Source organism: Protofrankia symbiont of Coriaria ruscifolia, assembly GCF_900634745.1.
GTDB lineage: Bacteria > Actinomycetota > Actinomycetes > Frankiales > Frankiaceae > Protofrankia > Protofrankia californiensis.
On sequence record NZ_CAAAFR010000134.1, the window covers coordinates 1 to 21,954 of the forward strand.

The window sequence follows — 21,954 nt, forward strand, 5'->3', positions numbered from 1 at the left end:
GCCCCTCCCCCGCGCCCCTTTCCCTCCCCGTCTCCCTCCCCGGTAGACAAGCGGAGGCTACCTCCTTCCCGAGCAGACAACCGGAGGCTGCCTCCTCCAGGCTGGTGTCCCACCTGGAGGCGGCAGCCTCCGGTTAGGCCGGACGGCGGAAGGGAGCAGCGGTGACGGCGTCGCAGACCCGGCGGCACCTGGGCGGGTTCGGGGTGTGGGTAGCCCCGTTCACCCTGCTCAGCACATCGGTGGCGGTGCAGCGCAAGGAGTTCGCCCGTTCCTGCAGCCCGTGGCGCACACGGCGGCCGCCCGCGCGGCCGTGAGGCCGGACCCCCTGGTCATCCCCCGCCAGGCCGTCCTCCTCGAAACCGACGCAGAGGCGGCCCGGGCGGCAGCTGCGGGCCATCTTCGACCTCGGCGCGGGCGCCCCCGAGTCCCCCTACATCAGGCACTACCGGCGGCTCGGCTACAGCGAGACGGACGTGACCGGACGACGCAGCGACCGGCTGATCGACGATGTCCTCGCCTGGGGCGACGAGGCTGCCGTGGCGGCCCGGTTGACCGCTCATCTCGACGCCGGCGCCGACCACGTGCTCGTACGCCCGTTCGCAGCCGGCCTTTCCGCAACGGTCGACCAGCTCGAACGGCTCGCCCCACTGCTATTCGAAGCCGCCTAATGGGAGCTACCGGGTCGGCGTAGGGCAGGCTCGGTGCCGGTAGCCGCCGGCAGCACGTTCCACATGACCACATGGAGAGTTGCCAATGCGGACGGTGCGATCAGTTGGATTGCCATCCAGATCCAGCACATCCCAGTCCGTGGGACGACTCATCTCCGCCACCCACGATGAATCGGCCGTCGACATCACGGCGATCCCGATCAGAAAGCCATGGCTTCGATACCGTATGTCATCATCAATCAGTTTCTATCGTATGTAGTCGGAAAGCCGGACGAAGCGGAAGCCGACGTCGACCAGTCGAGGTAGTGCAGCCGCCATCCCCTCGGCCGTCCCGCCGGAAGGATGGTTCATATGAGCGATGACGATTGATCCGGGTCTCGCGCCGAGCACGGCCCGCTCGACCTGGTCAGAAGTGAAGGTTGCTCCGGCGTCGCCGTTGACGTCGAAGTTGACGACACGCTCACCGAGGTCGACGACAATCCGGGCGGCGACGTCGTCGCAGTGAGCGGTACCTGCCCGGAAGAACCGCGGCGGGTGGCCGAGGAAGGCGGCGATCTTGTCCCGGTTCCCGGTGACCTCGTCGAACGCCTCGGCGGTATTTCCCGTACCGTCTATCCCATAGGCTGACCGGCCAGACACCGACAGCGGGCGGTGGGATGTTCCGTGATTCGCTATTTCGAACAACGGGTCGGCAGTGAGCTCGTGGAAGACCCGGATGTTGGCATCGATCCAGCGGGAGTTGAGGAACAGCGTGGCCAATATCCCGTGCTCGCGGAGAAACGCCACCAGCGCGTGGTCGTAGCCGCTGCCGTGCGGACCACCGCACGCGTCGAAAGTCAGCGCGATCACCTTGTCGGTGGTGGGCAGGACCGTCGTGACACCGGGAACGTCGATGCCCCAGGCGGAGGCCCGGACATCACGGTAGCGAGCGATCACCTCATCGCGGGTCACCCCGGCAGTCACCGATGCCCGGTCGACCGACACATTGCTCGCCAGTCGCTCGCTGGTGGCTGACGACACGGCACCGACCGGCAGACGGTGACCGGTCGGCGATGACCGTAAACCTGACACGCCAGCAGACCCGGATCCAGACCGGGCGATCGGTATGTGCGACGGAATGGCGCAGCCTGCGAGGATACTGCTCGCCGCTGTCACCAGAAGCGTACGGCGACGCAGAGACAACCCGCCTCCTTCAGAAGAAGACGTAGGTGGTTTCGGTCGTCCGGACAACCCTTTCCACCTACGAGCACCGGAAGAGTAGGTGGTTTCGGTCGTCCTGGCGGCGGTTTCCACCTACAGCTCGGAGGGTGTTGTGGGCGCTGGGTCGCTACCATCGACGCTCGCGGCGGATCCGTAAGACAATCACAACCAGGTCGACTATGGCTGTCAGGGCGACCACCCCGAGCACGATAGCGGGCAGCGGCTGATCCTGGACCGCGAAATATACGCATACGGCCGCGGAGAACAGCAGACCGAACAGGGCGAGGGCAAAACGCAGGCCCAGCGCGCTGCGCGCGGGAGGGTACCCACCCGGCCCGCCGTTCATCCCGGCGCGTCCTGCACCATAGAAGGAGCCTTCGAAGGAGCAGCACCGGCCACGCCCGCGCCGGTCGGAGGCAACTGTCCACACCCACGCACACCGTTCACCTCCAGTGGTGTGCCCGCGACATTCCCAAGCGAACGCGCCCGGCCGCCATGGCCGCCATGGCCGCTCCGGGCGGGGCGCGGGGCGCGGGGCGCGCGAAAAAACCGTCATCGCGCGCCCTTCGGCCGGCTACTAGATCAGCTCGCGGTCGCCGAGGTAGGGCCGCAGGACCTTGGGGATGCGGACGTGGTGATCCGCCGTCTGGAAGTTCTCCAGGATGGCCGCCAGCAGCCGCGGCGTCGCCACCGCCGTGTTGTTCAGGGTGTGGGCGAAACGGACGCGTCCCTCGGCGTCCTTGTAGCGGATGTTCGCCCGCCGCGCCTGCCAGTCGTGCAGCGTCGAACAGCTGTGGGTCTCCCGGAAACGCTGCAACGACGGGAACCAGGTGTTGATGTCGTTCATCCGGAACTTGCCCAGACCCATGTCACCGGTGGCGCACTCCACCACCTCGTAGGCAAGGCCCAGGGACTGCAGGACGGTCTCGGCCGTGTCCAGCAGCTCGGTGTGCCAGCGGGCCGACTGCTCCTCGTCGGCCTCGCAGATCACGAACTGCTCGACCTTCTCGAACTGGTGGACCCGCAGCAGCCCGCGCACGTCACGCCCGGCGCTGCCGACCTCACGACGGAAACACGGCGAGATCCCGGCGTAACGCAGCGGAAGGTCACGCAGGGACAACATCTCGCCGGCGTGCAGGCCGACCAGCGCGACCTCGGCGGTGCCTGCGAGAAAGAGCTCGTCGGCGGGCAGCTCGTAGATCTCCTCGCCGTGTCCGGGGAGGAAACCGGTGCCGACGAGCGCTTCCCGTTTCACCAGCGACGGCACCGAAACCAGCCGGAAGTCCCTGTGCGCGAGCAGGTCCAGCGCATAGGAATGGACCGCCCGCTCCAGCAGCACGAGCTGCCCGGCCAGCGCGTAGGCACGCTCCCCCGAGACGTTGCGGGCCCGTTCGAACTCCGCCCAGCCACGCTTCTCGGCCAGTTCGACGTGGTCGATCGGGGTGAAGTCGAAGGCCGGACGCTCCCCCCAGACCCGGATGACGGTGTTCGCCGATTCGTCGGGTCCGACCGGAGCGCCGCTCCACGGGATGTTGGGGGTGCGCAGCAGCAGGTCCCGCAGCCGTTCACCGGCGGTCTCCAGCTCGTCGCGGGTTTCGCGCAACTGGGTGTCGAGGGCGCCGGAACGCTCCCGTAGCCGCTCGCGGCCGGCCGGATCGGCGGTTTTGAAAGCACCGGCGAGCTCACGGCGCTCACGCTGGGCAGTGTCCAAGGCGTGCTGCAACGATCGCACGCTACGGTCGAGAGCCAGAATGCCGTCGACGTCGAGGTCGACCCCCTTGACGCGAGCAGCCTCGCGCACGATATCGGGATTCTCCCGGATGAACCGCCTGTCCAGCATCTGGCTCCTGTGCCCTCTCAGCGGGACGCCCGCGGTGCCCTCTCGGTGATCCAAGCGACCTGAAGGACTCGGGCCTCCGACGGTGCGAAAACATGATCGCATCGCCTTCGGCCCACTGGCGGGACGTCCGCGGTGCCATCGCGCGGACCACCGCGCGTATGAACGTCGCCGAAAAGCCTACAGCGCCCCCGGGATCCATTAACGATCATCAACCGAGAAGCACGGATCACGGCCCACCCCGGAGACAGGGGCCCCCGAATTATGCCGAAAGTTATAATTCGGGGGTTACCGTCGGGTCGGGGTTACCGTCGGGTCGGGGTTACCGTCGGGTCGGGGTTACCGTCGGGTCGGGGTTACCGTCGGGTCGGGGTTACCGTCGGGTCGGGGTTACCGTCGGGTCGGGGTTACCGGCTCGGGCAGGTCGGTCGCGCCGCGCAGATAACGGTCGACCGCCGCCGCGGCAGCCCGGCCCTCCGCGATCGCCCACACGATCAGTGACTGGCCTCGGCCCATGTCCCCGGCGACGAACACGCTCGGGACCGAGCTGACCCAACCGGCGTCGCGAGCCACATTGCCGCGGGCGTCAAAGGCCACCCCGAGCTGCTCCAGTAAGCCCCCCCGCTCCGGCCCCACGAAACCCATCGCCAGCAGCACCAGCTCACAGGGCAGCTCGATGTCGGTGTCGGGCACCTTCTCGAAGCGGCCGTCAACCATGCGGACTTCGTGCATGAGCAGCGCACGGACCCGGCCCGCGGAGTCACCGAAGAAACGCTCGGTGGAGACGGCGAAAACGCGCTCGCCGCCCTCCTCGTGCGCGCTCGACACCCGGTAGATGACCGGCCAGGTCGGCCACGGGTTGGCCGCCGGCCGTGACTGCGGCGGCTGTGGCATGATCTCAAGCTGGTGCACGGATCGGGCGCCCTGGCGGTGTGCGGTACCCAGGCAGTCCGCGCCGGTGTCGCCACCACCGATGACGACCACATGCCGGCCGGCCGCGTTTATCGGGGATGCAGCCAGATCACCCTGCTGGACATGGTTCGCGGGAACCAGGTAGTCCATGGCGAGATGGATGCCGTCCAGGTCCCGGCCGGGGATGTTCAGGTCCCGGCCGATCGTCGAACCACCGGCGAGCACGACCGCGTCGTAGGAGGCGCGCAGCTCGTCCCCGGTTATGTCGACACCGACGTTGCAGGACGATATGAAGACCGTCCCCTCGGCTCGCATCTGGGCGAGCCGGCGGTCCAGGACGTGCTTTTCCATCTTGAACTCGGGGATGCCGTAGCGCAGCAGGCCGCCGATGCGGTCGGCCCGCTCGTACACGACGACGTTGTGACCGGCACGGGTGAGCTGCTGTGCCGCGGCGAGTCCCGCCGGACCCGACCCGACCACGGCAACCCGCTGGTCGGTGCGCACCGACGGCAGTACCGGGCGGACCGTACCGTCGGCCCACGCCCGATCGATGATCGACACTTCGACCTGCTTGATGGCCACCGGGTCGTCGGAGATACCCAGCACGCAGGCAGCCTCGCACGGCGCCGGACACAGCCGTCCGGTGAACTCCGGGAAGTTGTTGGTGGCGTGCAGCCGTTCGATCGCCTCGTCCCAGTCGGCGCGGCGCACCAGGTCGTTCCACTCCGGGATGATGTTTCCCAGGGGACAGCCGTTGTGGCAGAACGGGATGCCGCAGTCCATGCACCGGGCGGCCTGGTCACGCAGGGAACCGACCGGGAACGGCTCGTAGACCTCTTTCCAGTCGGTGATGCGCACGTTGACGGGCCGGCGCCTGGGCTGCTCCCGGTGATGCTTGAGGAAGCCTGTCGGGTCAGCCATGCCGCTCCTGTCGGGTGATGATGTTCGGTGGTGTTCGTCTGGCCGACCACCACCCGCTGGAGCACCGCCCGCGAGACGTTGTCGCGGGGACGGTGCTTGCGGGGACGGTGTTCGACGTGGTTCACGGGGAGGCTGGCGGGGACACGGCCGCGAAGGACTCTGTTCGCTCGGGTGTTGCCTGCTGTGACGCCGCTCAGCCGCGGGCGGATGCCATGATCAGATCCTCGGCGGGCAGTCCGTCCTCCTCCGCCTTCTTCATAGCCGCCAGCACGCGCTTGTAATCCCGTGGCATCACCTTGACGAATCGGGTCTGTTCGTCCTCCCAGCGTCCGATCAGACCGGCCGCGACCGTGGAGCCGGTCTCCCGCCGGTGCCGGGCGATCAGTGCGAGCAGCAGCTCGCGGTCGTCCCCGTCGAGTGGTTCCACGTCGACCATCTCGGTGTTGATCCGCTGACGGACCGGCTTGTACAGGTAGGCGACGCCGCCGCTCATACCGGCGGCGAAGTTGCGTCCGGTAGCTCCGAGCACGACGACGGTGCCGCCGGTCATGTACTCGCACCCGTGGTCGCCGACACCTTCGACGACAGCGGTCGCGCCCGAATTGCGGACGCAGAACCGCTCCCCCACGATGCCGCGGAAGAACGCCTCGCCGGCGGTGGCGCCATAGAGCAGCACGTTGCCCGCGACGATGTTCTCCTCGGCGCGCAACGGCGCCTCCTTCGGCGGAAAGACGATGATCCGGCCGCCGGAGAGACCCTTGCCCGCGTAGTCGTTGGTGTCGCCTTCGAGGGTGAGCGTCACCCCGCGCGGCACGAACGCGCCGAAGCTCTGCCCGGCCGACCCGGTGAACCGCAGCGAGATCGTGTCATCGGGCAGGCCCAGCGCGCCGTAACGCCTGGTCACCTCGTAGCCGAGCATGGTGCCGACCGTCCGGTTGACGTTGCGGATCGGCATCTCCAGCCACACCGGCCGGCCGTCTTCGAGTGCGTCCTCGCAGAGCTGGATCAGGGAGTTGTCCAGTGCCTTGTCCAACCCGTGGTCCTGGGCGGTCGTGCAGTGCAGCGAGCCGCCGAAGGGCCGCTCCGGCGCGTGCAGCAACGGGGTGAGGTCCAGACCCGCTGCCTTCCAGTGGTCGACGGCGGCCCGCGCGTCCAGGATCTCGACGTGCCCGACGGCCTCCTGCAGGGTGCGGAAGCCCAACGCCGCGAGGTACTCGCGCACCTCTTCGGCGATGAAGGTGAAGAACGCCTCCACGAACTCGGGCTTGCCGGTGAAGCGCTTGCGCAACACCGGGTTCTGGGTCGCCACGCCCACCGGGCAGGTGTCGAGGTGGCACACCCGCATCATCACGCAGCCGGCCACGACCAGCGGGGCGGTGGCGAACCCGAACTCCTCGGCGCCGAGAAGAGCGGCGACAACGACGTCACGTCCGGTCTTCATCTGGCCGTCGACCTGGACGACGATCCGGTCGCGCAGGCCGTTGAGCAGGAGGGTCTGCTGGGTCTCGGCCAGTCCCAGCTCCCAGGGGGCGCCCGCGTGCTTCAGCGACGTCAGCGGGGAGGCGCCGGTGCCGCCGTCATGCCCGGAGATCAGCACGACGTCGGCGTGGGCCTTGGACACGCCGGCCGCGACCGTACCCACACCGACCTCGGCGACGAGCTTGACGTGCACCCGCGCCCGGGTATTGGCGTTCTTCAGGTCGTGGATGAGCTGGGCGAGGTCCTCGATGGAGTAGATGTCGTGGTGCGGCGGCGGGGAGATCAGGCCCACGCCCGCCGTCGAGTGCCGGGTCTGCGCGATCCACGGGTAGACCTTGTGCGCGGGCAGCTGGCCGCCCTCACCTGGTTTGGCGCCCTGCGCCATCTTGATCTGGATGTCGTCGGCGTTGGCGAGGTACTCGCTGGTCACCCCGAAACGTCCGCTGGCGACCTGCTTGATCGACGACCGGCGTAGGTCGCCGTTGGCGTCGGGGACGTAACGTTCAGCGTCCTCGCCGCCCTCGCCGGTGTTCGACTTCCCCCCGATCCGGTTCATCGCGATCGCGAGGGTCTCGTGCGCCTCGGCGCTGATCGAACCGTAGGACATCGCCCCGGTCGCGAACCGTTTAAGGATCTCCGACACCGGTTCGACCTGCTCGATCGGCACCGGCGGGCGCAGCCCTTCGCGAAGCTCGAACATGCCGCGCAGGGTGGCATTGTGCCTGGACAGCTCGTCGACGGTGGCGGTGTACTGCTTGAAGACCTCGTACTGGCGGCTGCGGGTGGCGTGTTGGAGCAGGAACACCGTCTCCGGGTTGAACAGGTGCACCTCGCCCTCGCGGCGCCACTGGTACTCCCCGCCGGTGTCCAGGTTGCGATGGGCGAGCTCGCTGGACAGCGCCGAGTACGCCCGGTGATGGCGGGCGGCGACCTCGTCCGCGATGACGTCGATATCCACCCCGTCGAGCCGGGACGGCGTCCCGGTGAAATAGGTGTCGACGAGCTTCTGGGACAGGCCGATCGCCTCGAACACCTGCGCGCCGGTGTAGCTGGCCACGGTGGAGACGCCCATCTTGGACATGACCTTGAGTACGCCCTTGCCCAGCGCCTTGATGAGGTTCTTCTGGGCCTGGTCACGGGTGATCCCGTCCAGCTCGCCGCTGTCGAGGATGTTGTCGATCGACTCGAAGGCCAGGTACGGGTTCACCGCGGCCGCGCCGTAGCCGAGCAGCAGCGCGACGTGGTGGACTTCGCGGGCGTCACCGCACTCGACGATCAGACCGACCTTGGTACGGGTCTTCTCCCGGATCAGATGATGGTGGACGGCGGCGGTGAGCAGCAGGGAGGGGATCGGGGCCTTGCGCCGGTCGGAGTCTCGGTCGGACAGCACGACGATGCGGGCACCGTCGGCGATCGCCTCACTGACCCCGCGGCAGATCTCCCGCAGCCGTCCGGCGAGCGCCGCACCGCCACCGGCGACATCGTACAGGCCACGGACGGTCACCGCCGCGAACCCGGGCATGTCGCCGTCGTCGTTGATACCGACGATCTTGGCGAGTTCGGTGTTGCTGATGACCGGGAACGGCAGGTGCACCAGGCGGCAGGATGCCGGCGACGGCGCGAGCAGGTTGCCTTCCGGCCCGAGCGTGCGGCCGAGACTGGTGACCATCTCCTCGCGGATCGCGTCCAGCGGAGGGTTGGTGACCTGCGCGAAGAGCTGGGTGAAGTAGTCGAACAGCAGGCGCGGACGCTCCGAGAGCACCGCGACCGGGGTGTCGGTGCCCATCGACCCGATCGGCTCCGTACCGGCGCGGGCCATCGGCGCGATGATGACCCGCAGTTCCTCCTCGGTGTACCCGAAGACCTGCTGGCGGCGGCGCACCGACTCATGCCCGTAGATGACGTGCTCGCGTTCGGGCAGGTCGCCCAGGGCGATCACGCCGGCGTGCAGCCACTCCTCGTACGGGGCGGCGGCGGCCAGCTCGGACTTGATCTCCTCGTCGTCGACGATCCGGCCCTGAGCGGTGTCGATCAGGAACATCTTCCCCGGCTGCAGCCGGCCTTTCTGCACCACCTTGTGCGCGGGGATGTCGAGGACACCGACCTCCGAGGCCATGACGACCAGGCCGTCGTCGGTCACCCAGTAACGGGACGGACGCAGTCCATTACGGTCGAGCACCGCGCCGATGACCGTACCGTCGGTGAAGGCGATCGACGCCGGGCCGTCCCACGGCTCCATCAGCGTCGAGTGGAACTGGTAGAAGGCCCGCCGGGCCGGGTCCATCTCGTCGTGGTTCTCCCACGCCTCCGGGATCATCATGAGGACCGCGTGCGGGAGGCTGCGCCCGGCCAGGTGGAGCAGTTCCAGGACCTCGTCGAAGCTGGCCGAGTCGCTGGCGCCGTCCGCGCAGATGGGGAAGATCCGGCTGAGGTCACCCGGAATCAGGTCGCTGGCGAGCAGCGCCTCCCGGGCCTGCATCCAGTTACGGTTGCCGCGCACGGTGTTGATCTCACCGTTGTGGGCGACGAACCGGTAGGGGTGCGCCAGCGGCCAGCTCGGGAAGGTGTTGGTGGAGAACCGGCTGTGCACGAGGGCGATGGCGCTGGTGAACCGGGGGTCGTCGAGGTCGGGGAAGTACGCCGAGAGCTGGTGGGTGGTGAGCATGCCCTTGTAGACGATGGTGCGCACCGACAGGGAGGGGAAGTACACCCCGGCCTCCCGGCGGGCCCGCTTGCGCACGCAGAACGCCCGGCGCTCCAGGTCCAGCAGGTCGAAGGGCTGGTCGCCGACGCTGTCACCGCCGCCGCCGCTGCCGTCGACGTCACCAGTGCTGTCACCGGCGCCGACGGCCCCGAGCAGGCCGAGGAAGATCTGCCGCATCCTCGGCTCGACATCCGCGGCGGCCCGGCCGACCATGTGGCTGACCACCGGCACCTCACGCCAGCCCAGGACCCGCAGGCCCTCCGCGCGGACGATCCGGCTGATCGCGCGGACCGCGTCGTCCCGATCGCCTGCGACCTGCGGCAGAAACGCGGTACCCACCGCGTACCGGCCGGGTGGCGGCAGCGGGAAATCGACGACGTCGCGCAGGAAGGCATCGGGGACCTGCAGCAGGATGCCCGCACCGTCCCCGGTGTCCGGGTCGCACCCGGAAGCACCACGATGATCAAGGTTACGCAGCACGGTGAGGCCCTGTTCGACCAGTTCGTGACTGCGCCGCCCACGAACATCGACGACGAACCCGACCCCGCAGCCATCGTGCTCGAACGTGGGGTCGTACAAACCTTGTGCGATCGACATCCGGCGGGTCCTGTCCGTCTTCAGGGGATCTCCAAGAGGCGGACGACGCTGTCCGGACGCGCCGCCGCGACAGGGAATGCCACGGCCGGACGCAATAACGAGTGTGCCACGTGCGCACAGGATCCGCCGTGATCACGAACGGGCCGGACCCGGATGTGGCCAACCGGGCACGCGATCGCGTTCCAGCACGACGGTGTGCCGACCACGACTTTCCGCCGATGTCGACCACGGCTTTTCCGCCGAGGGGACGAGCGGCCCCGCGGTCAGTCGCGGACGGTGAACTCCGCACGCCGCGGTGCACCGCCCGCCTGCGCCGGGCCGGCTCCCTCGTCCAAGCCGCTGACCTCGGCCGCCGCGTTCCCCTCGACCGGGCCGCGCGCCTCCGCCGTACTGCTCGCCTGTACCGGACCGGCCCCGGACTGCTGGATGTCCGCTTCACCACCCGGACCGGCCCCCGACGGTGGGGTGCCTGCTTCACCACCCGGACCGGCCCCGGACACCCGGGCGCCTGCTTCACCCGGGTCGTCCCCGGACGGCGGACCGTCAGAGCCAGAGCCGGTGGCCGGTCCGGAATCGGTGCGGGTGGGCTCGGTGGGCGGCTGGGCAGCCACCGCGGGATCGACGGGGCGGCGCAGGAACACGAGGGCGGCCACCCCGGCGGTGAACACGACCAGAGACGTCCAGTCGTTGAGCCGCACTCCGAGGAACGTGTGTGCCTCGTCGATGCGCAGTGCCTCGATCCACGCCCGCCCGGCGGTGTAGAGCACCACGTAGAGCGCGAACAGCTTGCCCCGACCGAGCCTGCGGTGGCGGTCCACCCACAGCAGGACGCCCGCCACCGCGACGTCCCACAGCGACTCGTACAGGAAGGTGGGATGGTAAAGCGACACGCCGGGAACACGCTGGTGCCCGGGATCTATCCGCAACGCCCAGGGCAGGTCGGTCGGACGCCCATAGAGCTCCTGGTTGAACCAGTTCCCGAACCGTCCGATCGCCTGGGCCAGGACCAGGCCGGGAGCCATCGCGTCGGCGAACAGGCCGAAGCCGACCCCTCGCCGCCGGCAGGCAAGCCAGGCACCCAGCGCCCCACCGGCGACCCCGCCCCAGATCCCCAGCCCACCGTGCCAGACCCGCAACACGTCGACCGGGTCTGCGTCGGCGCCGAAGTAGGCGTCCGGGCTCGTGACGACATGGTAGATCCGCGCCCCGACGATGCCGAACGGAACAGCCCATCCGGCCACGTCGGTGGCGATGTAGGCCGGCTGGCCGCGCGCGCGCAGCCGCTGCCCGGTGATCACGATCGCGACCGCGATACCAATCAGGATCATAAGGGTGTAGGCCCTCAGCGGGACGGGACCTGCGTGCAGGACGCCCGTCGAGGGGCTGGGAATCGCGGCTAGGACCACACAGGCCAAGCTATACCGCCCGTAACCCGCCCCCTCGCCGTGCTCCACGCCATCGGATACCACCGGACGCCACCGATAGTCGCAAGGACGGGGTTGGACGGGGTTGGACGGTGGGAACGGCGGGGACTACACCCGTGGCATGGACGGTTCGGGCTGGCGTACCCCGGCGGCGAGCTCGGTCACGATCCGCCGCAGCGCCGCGACGGCGGCCTGCGGATCCTCCCCCGCGCGTTCGGCGTCCAGCAGCGCCTTGACCAGGGCCGAACCGACGATCACTCCGTCGGCGAATCCGGCGACCTCGGCCGCCTGACCGGGCGTGCTCACACCCAGCCCGACGGCGACGGGCGTGTCGGTGACGGCCCGGACCCGCCGGGCCAGCTCGGCCGCCTGCTCGCCCACGCGCGCCCGGGTTCCGGTCACGCCCATGAGCGACGCGGCGTAGACGAAACCCCTGCTGACCTCGGCGACACGCGCCAGACGGGCGTCGGTCGAGCTCGGCGCGACCAGGAAGACCGGGTCGAGCTCGGCTTCGGCGGCGGCCGCAAGCCATGGACCGGCCTCCTCGGGAGGCAGGTCCGGCGTGATCACCCCGGCCCCGCCCGCGGCCGCGAGATCTCGAGCGAACGCGGTGGCCCCGTACCGTTCGACCGGGTTCCAGTAGGTCATCACCAGCGCCGGTACGCCGGTCACGGCCACCGCCTCCACGGTACGCAGGACGTCACGGGTAGTGACTCCGCGGCGCAGTGCGGCGTCGGCCGCGGCCTGGATCACCGGACCGTCCATGGTCGGGTCGGAGTAGGGAAAGCCGACCTCGACGACGTCCACCCCGGCCTCGACGAGGGCCCGCATCGCCGTGATCGCACCGGCAACCGAGGGGAAGCCCGCCGGCAGGTAGCCGACCAGCACCGCCCGCCCGTCGAAGCGGGCCCTGGCAAAGGCCCGACTCAACTGGCTGTGCTCACCCGAAGGACTTCGTTCACCCGAAAGACTTCGCACCCTGGTCCGTTCCGTCATCGGCGCCCGATTTCCGCCGTAAGAGCTGGTGCAGCCTGATTCCCGCTGGCGACGGCCATCAGAGGAGATCGAACCACTTCGCTGCGGTGTCGACGTCCTTGTCGCCCCGCCCCGAGCAGTTCACAACGACGACGGCGTCCGGGCCGAGTTCCCGGGCGACATCGAACGCGGCGGCGAACGCATGCGCGCTCTCGATCGCCACCAGGATGCCCTCCAGGCGCGCCACCACGCGCAGCGCGTCCATGGCGGCGCGGTCGTCGACCACCCGGTAGGTCGCCCGGCCCGTCTCGTGCAGCCAGGCGTGTTCGGGGCCGATACCCGGGTAGTCCAGCCCGGCCGAGATCGAGTGCGACACCTGCGTCTGCCCGTCGGCGTCCTGCAGGAGAAAGGTGCGCATGCCGTGCAGGACACCGGGTGCGCCGCCGGCGATCGCGGCCGCGTGCCGGCCGGTGGCGAGCCCGTCGCCACCGGCCTCGGTGCCGATCAGCCGGACCGAGGTGTCGTCGACGAACGGATGGAAGATCCCCATCGCGTTCGAGCCGCCACCGACGCAGGCCACCACCGCATCGGGCAGCCGGCCGACCCGGTCGAGGACCTGCGCCCGCGCCTCCACCCCGATGATCCGCTGGAAGTCGCGGACCAGCATCGGGAACGGATGCGGCCCCATCACCGAGCCGATGCAGTAGTGGGTCGTGTCCACCGTGGCCACCCAGTCCCGCATGGCCTCGTTGATCGCGTCCTTGAGCGTGCGGCTGCCCGAGGCGACGGCGACGACCTCGGCGCCGAGCAGCCTCATCCGGGCGACGTTGAGGGCCTGGCGGGCGGTGTCCTCCTCCCCCATGTAGACCACGCAGTCCAGGCCGAGCAACGCGCAGGCCGTGGCCGTGGCCACGCCGTGCTGGCCGGCGCCGGTCTCGGCGATCACCCGGGTCTTGCCCATCCGACGAGTGAGCAGGCACTGGCCGAGCACGTTGTTGATCTTATGGGAGCCGGTGTGGGCCAGATCCTCCCGTTTGAGCAGGATGCGGGCACCGCCCACATGCGCGGTCAGCCGGGTCGCGTCCGTGAGCGCGGTGGGCCGACCGGCATACGTCGCGAGCAGCCCGCCCAGCTCGGCGGCAAAGCCGGGATCGGCCCGCGCCTGCGCGTAGGCGTCGATCAGCTGATCCAGCGCGGCGAACAACGCCTCGGGAACGAAACGGCCACCGAAACGCCCGAAGTGCCCGGCGCTGTCGGGCAGCGGGTTCACCGGCACGGCACCCGCGCTGGTGAACCCGGCGGCGGGGGTCGCGGCGGGGCTCATCGTGTCAACCTATCGTCCGGTGGTGCTCTCCGTCCGGTGGCGCCGGTCAGCGACCGACCTTGGTGGCCGGATGCGCACCAGCGGTGACCAGGTCCGCGACCGTCTGGCGGGGATCCGTCCCCGTCACCGCGGCCTCCCCCACCAGGACCGCTTCGGCTCCGGCCGCGGCGTAGGCGAGCAGATCGTGCGGCCCGCGCACACCGGATTCGGCGACCTTGGTCACCCCCGGCGGCAACAGCGGCGCCAGCCGGGCGAAGGTGTCGCGATCGACCTGCAGCGTCCGCAGGTCGCGTGCGTTGACACCGATCAGCCGGGCTCCGGCGTCGACCGCCCGCACGACCTCCTGCTCGTCGTGCACCTCGACCAGGGCTGTCATGCCCAGCGACTCGACCCGCTCGAGCAGGCCGACCAGGCGAGGCTGCTCCAGCGCCGCCACGATCAGCAGGACGATGTCGGCGCCGTGCGCCCGCGCCTCGAAGATCTGGTACGGGGAGACCACGAAATCCTTGCGCAGCACGGGCACGTCCACCGCGACACGCACGGCGTCCAGATCGGCCAGCGACCCCCCGAACCGATGCCGTTCGGTCAGGACGCTGATCGCCGCCGCGCCCGCCGCCTCGAACTGAGCCGCCAGCGCCGCCGGATCGGCGATCGTGGCGAGCTCGCCCTTCGACGGGGAACGGCGCTTGACCTCGGCAATCACAGCGACGGCCCGGGTACGCAGCACCGCCAGCGCGTCCCTGGGATCGGGGACACGCTCGACGCGTCGCTTCAGCGCCGCCAGGGGAATCGCGGCCTCCCGTTCGACGAGGTCCGCGCGCACCCCGTCAAGGATGTCGTCGAGAACGCTCATCGGCCGGTGCCCGCGGCTGTCTCAGCCATGGCGCCGATGTTAGGCCAGGCGTGATTGAGCGGCATCCGGCCCCCGCTAAAGGGCTCTCACTCTCACACCCGACGGTTGCCCGTCGGTTGACACAAGCTGAAAAGCAGTGAAACGAGGAAGCCGAAAAACCTTTGCACACCGGATACACCAGCTCCATCCCCACGCATCGTGGTTGTTCGTTCATTGTTCAACCAGAGGGACCGATGCCAACCGTAAGGTAGCCGATACCCGGCCGCCGGCCCGCTGGCGAGCAGCTGCGGGCCCGCCGGCGCAGCCACCGGCCCCCGCGCCGACCCGGCGCCATCCCCGTGCCGACCCGACGCCGGGCAGCCGTGGCCGGGTCAGGTCGGGTCTCGTCAGGTCGGGTCTCGTCAGGCCGGGTCTCGTCAGGTCGGGTCTCGTCAGGTCGGGTCGTCGCCGCGGTCGATGGCCTCCCAGGCGTCAACCGGCCGGGCCGCTGGAGTCCGGTAGCGGGCGGACAGCGCCGACCAGGTGTGCCCGCGCAATGCGACGAGTAACCCACCGAGCGCGAGGAGCACGCCTGCGCAGGTGGCCAGCCACGGCGCGAACGTGCGCCGCAGGTCCCGCAGATCGGCGGTGGCACCCGGGACAAGGTCGCGCACCTGCGAGGCGGCCCGCACCGCCGGCAGGGGATCGGCGGCGAGCCGGCCGGCGACGACCGCGATCGCCACACCGGCGAGCACGACCAGCGCACCGACGACCACCCGTCCCAACCGCCTGGTGGCGGCGATCGCCACGACACCGGCGAGCCCCACCAGACCCAGCCCGGCGAGGGCCGGGGCCAGGTCGGAGCCGGTCAGGCTCGCCGCCAGCGGCGCGGCGGCCGCCTCCTGCCCGTCCGCGGTCGTGGCGGCGACACGTACCCGTACCCAGGTCGCCCCGGCGGTGAGCAGCACCAGGGCGGCGCCGAGCAGGCAGGCGGCCACCGCCGCGGCCATCTCCTGCCGCCCGCCGCCGCGGGCAGGCTGCCCGGCGACAACGGGCCGGTTCCCGTCCTCCCCGTTCGCTGATCGAACGCCGTTATCCAGCGACCTCCCAGCAGCCGCGGACGGCGCCCGGTGCGGTGGGCTCCCGCTCATGTCGGCGGACGCAGCGACTCTGCGATCTCGATCGCCCGCAGCACCGCCGCCGCCTTGGTGCGACTTTCGTTGTTCTCGGCCACGGGGACGGAGTCGGCGACGATGCCCGCGCCGGCCTGCACGTAGGCGACGCCGTCGCGGAGCACGGCCGTGCGGATGGCGATCGCGGTGTCCAGGTCACCGCCGAAGTCCAGGTAGCCGACCACCCCCCCGTACAGGCCCCGGCGGGTGGGTTCGAGCCCATCGATGATCTCCATTGCGCGCACCTTCGGCGCGCCGGTGAGGGTCCCGGCGGGAAACGTCGCCGTGAGGACGTCCACGGCCGAGCGGTCCTCGGCGACCTCACCGATCACCGTGGACACGATGTGCATGATCTGCGAGAACCGTTCGACGGCGGCGAACTCGACCACACGGACCGAACCCGGCGTGCAGACCCGTCCCAGGTCGTTGCGCACCAGGTCGACGAGCATCACGTGCTCGGCCCGCTCCTTGGGGTCGGCGAGCATCTGCGCGGCAAGCCCGGCGTCCGCCTCCGGGGTGGCGCCACGAGGGCGGCTACCGGCGATCGGGTGCAGCAGCGCACGCCGTCCCGTCACCGTCACGTGTGCCTCCGGCGAGGAGCCGACCACGTCATGGTCGTCGAAGCGGAGCAGGTACATGTAGGGACTCGGGTTGGACGCCCGCAGCACCCGGTAGATGTCCAGGGCTGCGGCTGTCGTCGGCCGCTCGAACCGCTGGGAGACCACGATCTGGAAGCACTCGCCGGCCCGGATCTCCTCGATGGCGGCTTCGACGGACGCCTCGAAACGCTCCGGTTCGGTCATCGACACGAAATCCGCGATCGACAGGTCCGCCGGCACCCCGGTGCTGGCCACGGTCGGCTCGGTCGACTTGCACAGATCGGCCGTCATGACCTCGAGCCGGTGCAGGGCGTCGTCGTAGGCCGCGTCCAGATCACCGCCACCGCCGGTGAACACGTTGGCGATCAGCAGGCAGGAGCCGTCCCGGTGGTCGAACACGGCGAGGTCGGCCGTCAGCATCATCCGCAGCTCGGCCATGCCCAGATCGTCCACGGCACCCGAGGGCAGCCGTTCCACCCGCCGGACGATGTCGTAGGACAGGTAGCCCACCAGCCCGCCGGTCAGCGGTGGGGCGTCGGGAAGCCGGGGAGCGCGCAACGCCACCTGCGCCGCACGCAGGATTTCCAGCGGGTCACCGCTGGTGGGCAGCCCCGGTGGCGGGTCGCCGGCCACCCAGACCGCCGATCCGTCACGTTCGGTGAGGGTGGACGCGGCCCGGACGCCCACGAACGAGTACCGCGACCACGCCTCGCCGTGCTCGGCGGACTCCAGCAGGAACGTTCCGGGGCCACCGGCGAGCTTGCGGTAGATCCCGACCGGGGTCTCGCCGTCGGCGAGCAGGCGGCGGGTCACCGCGACCACCGGGTATTCGGCGGCCAGCTCGTGGAACTGCGCGCGGCCGGGGTTGACCTCCCCTGTCGTCACAGCTGCGCTCCCCTCACGGGTTCGGCGACGTCCGCATGCCGGGCATCGCGGGCTCGCAACGGATCGACGACGGTGACCGGCAGCGTCCGGCCGTCGAAACAGGTCCGGCTGCCGGTGTGACACGCCGGCCCCAGCTGGTCGACCTGCACCAGGACGGTGTCCCCGTCGCAGTCCAGGGACACCGAGTGGACCAGCTGCAGGTTGCCGCTGGTGTCCCCTTTGACCCAGTACTCGCGACGGCTGCGGCTCCAGTAGGTGGCGCGTCCGGTGGTGAGCGTACGGCGCAGGGCCTCGTCGTCCATCCAGCCGACCATCAGCACCTCACCGGTGTCGTACTGCTGGGCGACCGCCGGGAACAGGCCGGCGGCGTCACGTTTGAGCCGGCCGGCGATCGCGGGGTCCAGCCGGGGGGGATGGGCGGGCACGAGCCCATTGTGCCGCGCCCGGCGGCCCGGCATGCCCGGTGACCGGACGGTGCCGACATATCCGGTGACCGGACGGCACCGGCATGCCCGCTGACCGAGCCGTGCACGCGCCGTCCGTCACGACCCGCCGGCCCCGGCTGTCACGACCCGGTAACCCCGGCCGTCCACGAGGTGTGCAGACGCTGGTACACACCGGGGACCCCGACCAGCTCCGCGTGGGTGCCCTGCTGCACGATCCGGCCGGCGTCGACGACCACCACCATGTCCGCGGACTCGGCCGTGGACAGCCGGTGGGCGATCGTGACCGACGTCCGCCCGCGGGTCAGCTCGCCCAGCGCACGGGCCAGCCGCACCTCGGTCGCGGGGTCCACCGCCGACGTCGCCTCGTCGAGGACGAGCAGATCCGGGGCGGCGATCTGGGCGCGGGCGAGAGCCACCAGCTGACGCTCGCCCGCGGCCAGCGAGCTTCCGCGCTCACCGGCCCGGGCCAGCACACCGTCGGCGAGCCCGGTGATCCAGTCAGCGAGCCCCAACGCCGCGAACGCGTCCATGACATCACTGTCAGTGGCATCCGGACGTCCGTAGCGGACGTTGTCGGCGATGCTCACGTCGAACAGGAACCCGTCCTGCGGGACCATCACGACCCGCCGGCGCAGTGAGGCGAACCGCACCCGGTCCAGGGGCACGCCCGCGAACAGCACCTGACCGGCGGTGGGATCCATCAGCCGGACGAGCAGTTTGGCGAGCGTGGTCTTGCCTGATCCGGTCTCGCCGACCACCGCGACCCGGCTGCCGGGCGCGATCCGCAGGTCGACGGCATGCAGGACGAGCGGGCCTCCCGGATAGGCGAACGAGACCCCGTCGAAGCACACCGTGAGCGGCCCACGGGGCAGATCCCGCCCGTCCGGACCCGGGTCGGGCACGTCCTGTGGGGTGTCCAGCACGTCCAGGACGCGGCGCAGGCCGGCGGACGCGTTGGCTCCCTCGTTGAGCATCTCGGTCAGGGTCTGCAGCGGCACCACGAACAACGTCACCAGGAACAGGAAGGCCACCAGCTTCCCGGCGCTGACGTGGCCGCCCACCCCGAGCAGCACCCCGGCGACCACCACGGCGCCGGTGGCACCCGCCGCCACCAGCTCCCCGGCGGAGAAGACCGTGGCGACCAGGCGCTGCGCGGACGTCTGCGCCGAACGGTAACGGTCCACGGAGGTGTCCACGCGCGTCGCCGTACGTGCCTGGACGCCGTAGGCGCGCACCACCGCCGCGCCGACCACCGACTCCGAGATCGCACCGAGCATGTCCCCGACCCGTTCCCGGACGGTCAGGTACCGCCGGGTCAACCGCGGCTGGAACCGCCGCACGACAACGGCCATCGGGATGAAACAGGCGTAGACGACGACGGTCAGAGGCCAGGAGTAAACCGCCATGAGCACGGTCGCGATCAGCATCTGCCCGGTGGACAGCAGCAGGACCATGCCGCCGAACTGCAGGAACTGCGACATCTGGTCGACGTCGCTGGTGACCCGGGAGGTCAGCGCCCCACGCCGCTGCTCCGACTGGGTCAGCACGGACAGGCCGTGGATGTGCCTGAACGCCCGTATCCGCATGGTCACCAGGGCTGCCTCCGACGTCCGGTACAACCGGACGTTCATCCGGTAGGCCGCCAACGCCGTCACCATGATCGCCACGGCCGCGCCCGCCACCGCGTGGCGCACCACGGACAGGTCCGGCCGGCCGTCCAGCAGGCCGCGGTCGACGGTCTGCTGGACGGCGATCGGGATCACGACCCGTCCCGCGGTCGCGACGGCGGCAAGGGCCAGCGTCACAGGCAGGCCCGCGGTGAGCTCCGGCGCGAGCCGGCGGATCCGGCGCAATGTGGCCCACAACGGCTCCCGGGGCCGTACCGGGACCGGCGCCAGGCCACCGCCGCCGCCACCGCCGCGGGGCGTGGGTACGGCGGCGGTGCTCATCGCACCAGTCCGGCGTCCTCGGCGGGGCTGCCGTCCACGCCTGTCGGGCTGTGTGTGGGGCCTGTCGGGCCCGCGGCGCCCGTCGGGCCGTACGCGGCGCCCGTCGGGCCGTACGCGGAGAGCAACGCCGCATACCCGGGCGAGGTGACCATCAGCTCATGGTGGGTCCCGTGCCCGGCGACCCGCCCCCGTTCCAGGTAGACGACGTCGTCGGCCAGCTCTATCGTTGCCCGCCGGTGCGCGACGACGACCACCGTGGACGCACCTGCCCGCGCCCGCAGTCCCGTGAGGATGGCCGACTCGATCCGCGTGTCGACACTGGACGTCGCGTCGTCGAGCACCAGCAGGCGTGGCCGGCGGACCAGCGCACGGGCCAGGGCGATCCGCTGCCGCTGGCCGCCTGAGAGCGTCGTGCCCCGCTCGCCGACCTGCGTGTCCAGCCCGGCGGGCAGTGCCGCGACGAAACGGTCCGCCTGGGCGTGCGCGAGCGCATCCCAGATCGCGGCGTCGTCCACCGCAAGACCGAGGGCGACGTTGGCACGGACGGTGTCGTCGAACAGGAACGCCTGCTGGGGGACGAGGGACGCCGCCGCGGCGACCTCGCCGCGCGCCAGCTCGGACAGGTCGGCCCCGTCGATGCGGACCGCTCCGGCGTCGGGGTCGTAAAGCCTGACCAGCAGGCCGGCCAGCGTCGACTTGCCCGAGCCGGTCCGTCCCGTCAGCGCCACCACCCGGCCCGCCGGCACCTCGAAGCTCACTCGTTCCAGGACCGGACGCTCCAGAGCCGGATACAGGGGCCCGGCCGTATCCGCCGCCATGATCGCAGGTGTCCGGCCGTCGACGGACCGCCGCGGATAGGTATAGGAGACGGCGTCCACCACCAGCGCCACGGGACCGTGCCCCGCCATGACCCCCGAGCCGAAACGTTGTTCGCCGCACGCGCGCAGCACCGTGCTCACCCGGCGGTGGCCGACAACCGACCGGGGCAGCTCGCCGAACACCCAGCCGATCGCCCGCAGCGGGAACGCCAGGAGCGTGAACAGGTAGGCGACCCGCACGAGCTCCCCGACGTCCAGGCTGCCCGCCGAGATCCGGGCCGTCCCGACCAGGAGGACCAGCAGCACACCGATGTTGGGCAACGCGTCCATCACCGGGTCGAACAGTCCCCGTACCTGTCCGGCGCGCACCATCGCCGCGCGCAGCTCGTCCGCCTTGCGGGCGAACCGCGCCGTCTCGTCGGCCTCCCGGCCCATCGTCTTGACCACCAGCGCACCGTCGAAGGACTCGTGCGCGAGCCCGCTGACCTCCGCCCGCAGCTGCTGGGCACGGGAGAGCAGCGGGGAGATCCTCCGTCCGTAGAAGATGTTGACCGCGCCGAAGGCCGGGAAGACGACACATCCGACGCCGGCCAGCAGCGGATCGGTCGCGACCAGGACGACCAGGGCGGCGATCAGCGTGGCCACCACCCCCACCGCGAACGGCAGCGGGAGGACCGGAGCCCAACTCGCCTCGACGTCGGCGTTGGCATTGGACAACAACAGGCCGGTCGGGTGGCTCTGATGCCAGGACAGCGGCAGGCGCAGGTACTGCCGGGTGACCCGGCGGCGGTAGGCGGCCTGCAACCGGAAGGTCATCACACCGCCACCGAGCCGGCGTACGAACATCCCGAGGGCCCGGACAGCCCCGACCGTGAGCAGTACCGCGGCAGCCAGCGCGAGGCCGCCGACGGCAACCCGACCGGTTTCGAAGGACGGCAGCACAACCCGGTCGACGATCTCGCCGAGCACCACCGAGCTCGCCACCATCATGAGACCGAACAGGCTGCTGCCGGCGACCGCCACGGCAAACGTACGGGGCTCGTCCCGGATCGCCATACCGAGGATGGCCAGACCCCTGCGTATGACAGCGGGCGAGCCCGCGGAAAGCGGCGTCGCCTGCGCCTCCGCCACCCCAGCCGCCGCCGCATCTGCAGCTGCCGGCGCCTTCGCAGGGCTCGGGGCGTGTTCAGGCACGCTTCTCCCCTCCGCTGC

At 70.5% G+C, this 21,954-nt stretch carries 16 protein-coding genes; 2 read left to right on the top strand and 14 right to left on the bottom strand.

From position 1 onward, the window contains the following. Positions 1 to 161 precede the first annotated feature (161 nt). Both CV1CTNOD_RS24805 and CV1CTNOD_RS26740 read left to right on the top strand, forming a co-directional pair. The gene (locus tag CV1CTNOD_RS24805) at positions 162 to 314 is read left to right on the top strand and encodes a hypothetical protein (RefSeq protein ID WP_165485535.1); all 153 of its coding nucleotides are present in this window, start codon (positions 162 to 164) and stop codon (positions 312 to 314) included. 159 nt (positions 315 to 473) lie between these two features. After that, the gene (locus tag CV1CTNOD_RS26740; protein WP_242606713.1) at positions 474 to 668 is read left to right on the top strand and encodes a hypothetical protein; all 195 of its coding nucleotides are present in this window, start codon (positions 474 to 476) and stop codon (positions 666 to 668) included. A gap of 246 nt (positions 669 to 914) precedes the next feature. Here CV1CTNOD_RS26740 and CV1CTNOD_RS15220 read toward each other — a convergent pair whose 3' ends face one another. The 14 genes from CV1CTNOD_RS15220 to CV1CTNOD_RS15290 all read right to left on the bottom strand — a co-directional run bounded on the left by CV1CTNOD_RS15220 (position 915) and on the right by CV1CTNOD_RS15290 (position 21,936). Further along, positions 915 to 1,688: a polysaccharide deacetylase family protein gene (locus CV1CTNOD_RS15220; RefSeq protein ID WP_242606714.1), complete on the bottom strand. Its 774-nt coding sequence runs from the start codon at positions 1,686 to 1,688 to the stop codon at positions 915 to 917. Between the two features lie 307 nt (positions 1,689 to 1,995). Continuing rightward, positions 1,996 to 2,214 carry a DUF6343 family protein gene (locus CV1CTNOD_RS15225; RefSeq protein ID WP_131786743.1) on the bottom strand — a complete coding sequence of 73 codons (219 nt, stop codon included), beginning with the start codon at positions 2,212 to 2,214 and terminating at the stop codon, positions 1,996 to 1,998. A 231-nt stretch (positions 2,215 to 2,445) separates the two neighbouring features. After that, positions 2,446 to 3,708 (bottom strand): serine--tRNA ligase, encoded by a 1,263-nt coding sequence (gene serS, locus CV1CTNOD_RS15230; protein WP_131786744.1) that lies wholly within the window; start codon positions 3,706 to 3,708, stop codon positions 2,446 to 2,448. A gap of 387 nt (positions 3,709 to 4,095) precedes the next feature. After that, positions 4,096 to 5,538 (bottom strand): glutamate synthase subunit beta, encoded by a 1,443-nt coding sequence (locus CV1CTNOD_RS15235; protein ID WP_131786745.1) that lies wholly within the window; start codon positions 5,536 to 5,538, stop codon positions 4,096 to 4,098. A 193-nt stretch (positions 5,539 to 5,731) separates the two neighbouring features. Continuing rightward, positions 5,732 to 10,318 carry a glutamate synthase large subunit gene (gene gltB / locus CV1CTNOD_RS15240; RefSeq protein WP_131786746.1) on the bottom strand — a complete coding sequence of 1,529 codons (4,587 nt, stop codon included), beginning with the start codon at positions 10,316 to 10,318 and terminating at the stop codon, positions 5,732 to 5,734. Positions 10,319 to 10,581: 263 nt separating this feature from the next. Continuing rightward, entirely contained in the window at positions 10,582 to 11,724 is a 1,143-nt protein-coding gene (lgt, locus tag CV1CTNOD_RS15245; protein WP_131786761.1) for a prolipoprotein diacylglyceryl transferase, read from the bottom strand. Positions 11,725 to 11,850: 126 nt separating this feature from the next. Then, the gene (gene trpA / locus CV1CTNOD_RS15250) at positions 11,851 to 12,738 is read right to left on the bottom strand and encodes a tryptophan synthase subunit alpha (RefSeq protein ID WP_131786747.1); all 888 of its coding nucleotides are present in this window, start codon (positions 12,736 to 12,738) and stop codon (positions 11,851 to 11,853) included. A gap of 58 nt (positions 12,739 to 12,796) precedes the next feature. Further along, positions 12,797 to 14,041 (bottom strand): tryptophan synthase subunit beta, encoded by a 1,245-nt coding sequence (trpB, locus tag CV1CTNOD_RS15255; protein WP_207386468.1) that lies wholly within the window; start codon positions 14,039 to 14,041, stop codon positions 12,797 to 12,799. A gap of 46 nt (positions 14,042 to 14,087) precedes the next feature. Beyond that, the gene (gene trpC / locus CV1CTNOD_RS15260; RefSeq protein ID WP_131786748.1) at positions 14,088 to 14,894 is read right to left on the bottom strand and encodes an indole-3-glycerol phosphate synthase TrpC; all 807 of its coding nucleotides are present in this window, start codon (positions 14,892 to 14,894) and stop codon (positions 14,088 to 14,090) included. Positions 14,895 to 15,325: 431 nt separating this feature from the next. Then, positions 15,326 to 16,024: a Trp biosynthesis-associated membrane protein gene (locus tag CV1CTNOD_RS15270; RefSeq protein ID WP_131786750.1), complete on the bottom strand. Its 699-nt coding sequence runs from the start codon at positions 16,022 to 16,024 to the stop codon at positions 15,326 to 15,328. After that, positions 16,021 to 17,529 carry an anthranilate synthase component I gene (locus CV1CTNOD_RS15275; RefSeq protein WP_131786751.1) on the bottom strand — a complete coding sequence of 503 codons (1,509 nt, stop codon included), beginning with the start codon at positions 17,527 to 17,529 and terminating at the stop codon, positions 16,021 to 16,023. Before CV1CTNOD_RS15275 ends, CV1CTNOD_RS15270 begins: the two co-directional genes overlap by 4 nt. After that, complete coding sequence (gene hisI, locus CV1CTNOD_RS15280; protein WP_131786752.1) at positions 17,526 to 17,987, bottom strand: phosphoribosyl-AMP cyclohydrolase; 462 nt, start codon at positions 17,985 to 17,987, stop codon at positions 17,526 to 17,528. Before hisI ends, CV1CTNOD_RS15275 begins: the two co-directional genes overlap by 4 nt. Before the next feature lie 107 nt (positions 17,988 to 18,094). Continuing rightward, positions 18,095 to 19,924 (bottom strand): ABC transporter ATP-binding protein, encoded by a 1,830-nt coding sequence (locus CV1CTNOD_RS15285; RefSeq protein WP_131786753.1) that lies wholly within the window; start codon positions 19,922 to 19,924, stop codon positions 18,095 to 18,097. Beyond that, positions 19,921 to 21,936 carry an ABC transporter ATP-binding protein gene (locus CV1CTNOD_RS15290; protein WP_431607123.1) on the bottom strand — a complete coding sequence of 672 codons (2,016 nt, stop codon included), beginning with the start codon at positions 21,934 to 21,936 and terminating at the stop codon, positions 19,921 to 19,923. The genes CV1CTNOD_RS15285 and CV1CTNOD_RS15290 overlap by 4 nt, the downstream gene beginning before the upstream one ends. Positions 21,937 to 21,954: the final 18 nt, after the last annotated feature.

Coding starts and splice junctions, on each gene's coding strand:
- trpA (WP_131786747.1), bottom strand. CDS start 12,738: ATGACGGAACGGACCAGGGTGCGAAGTCTTTCGGGTGAACGAAGTCCT.
- trpB (WP_207386468.1), bottom strand. CDS start 14,041: ATGAGCCCCGCCGCGACCCCCGCCGCCGGGTTCACCAGCGCGGGTGCC.
- serS (WP_131786744.1), bottom strand. CDS start 3,708: ATGCTGGACAGGCGGTTCATCCGGGAGAATCCCGATATCGTGCGCGAG.
- CV1CTNOD_RS15235 (WP_131786745.1), bottom strand. CDS start 5,538: ATGGCTGACCCGACAGGCTTCCTCAAGCATCACCGGGAGCAGCCCAGG.
- trpC (WP_131786748.1), bottom strand. CDS start 14,894: ATGAGCGTTCTCGACGACATCCTTGACGGGGTGCGCGCGGACCTCGTC.
- hisI (WP_131786752.1), bottom strand. CDS start 17,987: ATGCCGGGCCGCCGGGCGCGGCACAATGGGCTCGTGCCCGCCCATCCC.
- CV1CTNOD_RS15225 (WP_131786743.1), bottom strand. CDS start 2,214: ATGAACGGCGGGCCGGGTGGGTACCCTCCCGCGCGCAGCGCGCTGGGC.
- CV1CTNOD_RS15285 (WP_131786753.1), bottom strand. CDS start 19,924: ATGAGCACCGCCGCCGTACCCACGCCCCGCGGCGGTGGCGGCGGCGGT.
- gltB (WP_131786746.1), bottom strand. CDS start 10,318: ATGTCGATCGCACAAGGTTTGTACGACCCCACGTTCGAGCACGATGGC.
- CV1CTNOD_RS15270 (WP_131786750.1), bottom strand. CDS start 16,024: ATGAGCGGGAGCCCACCGCACCGGGCGCCGTCCGCGGCTGCTGGGAGG.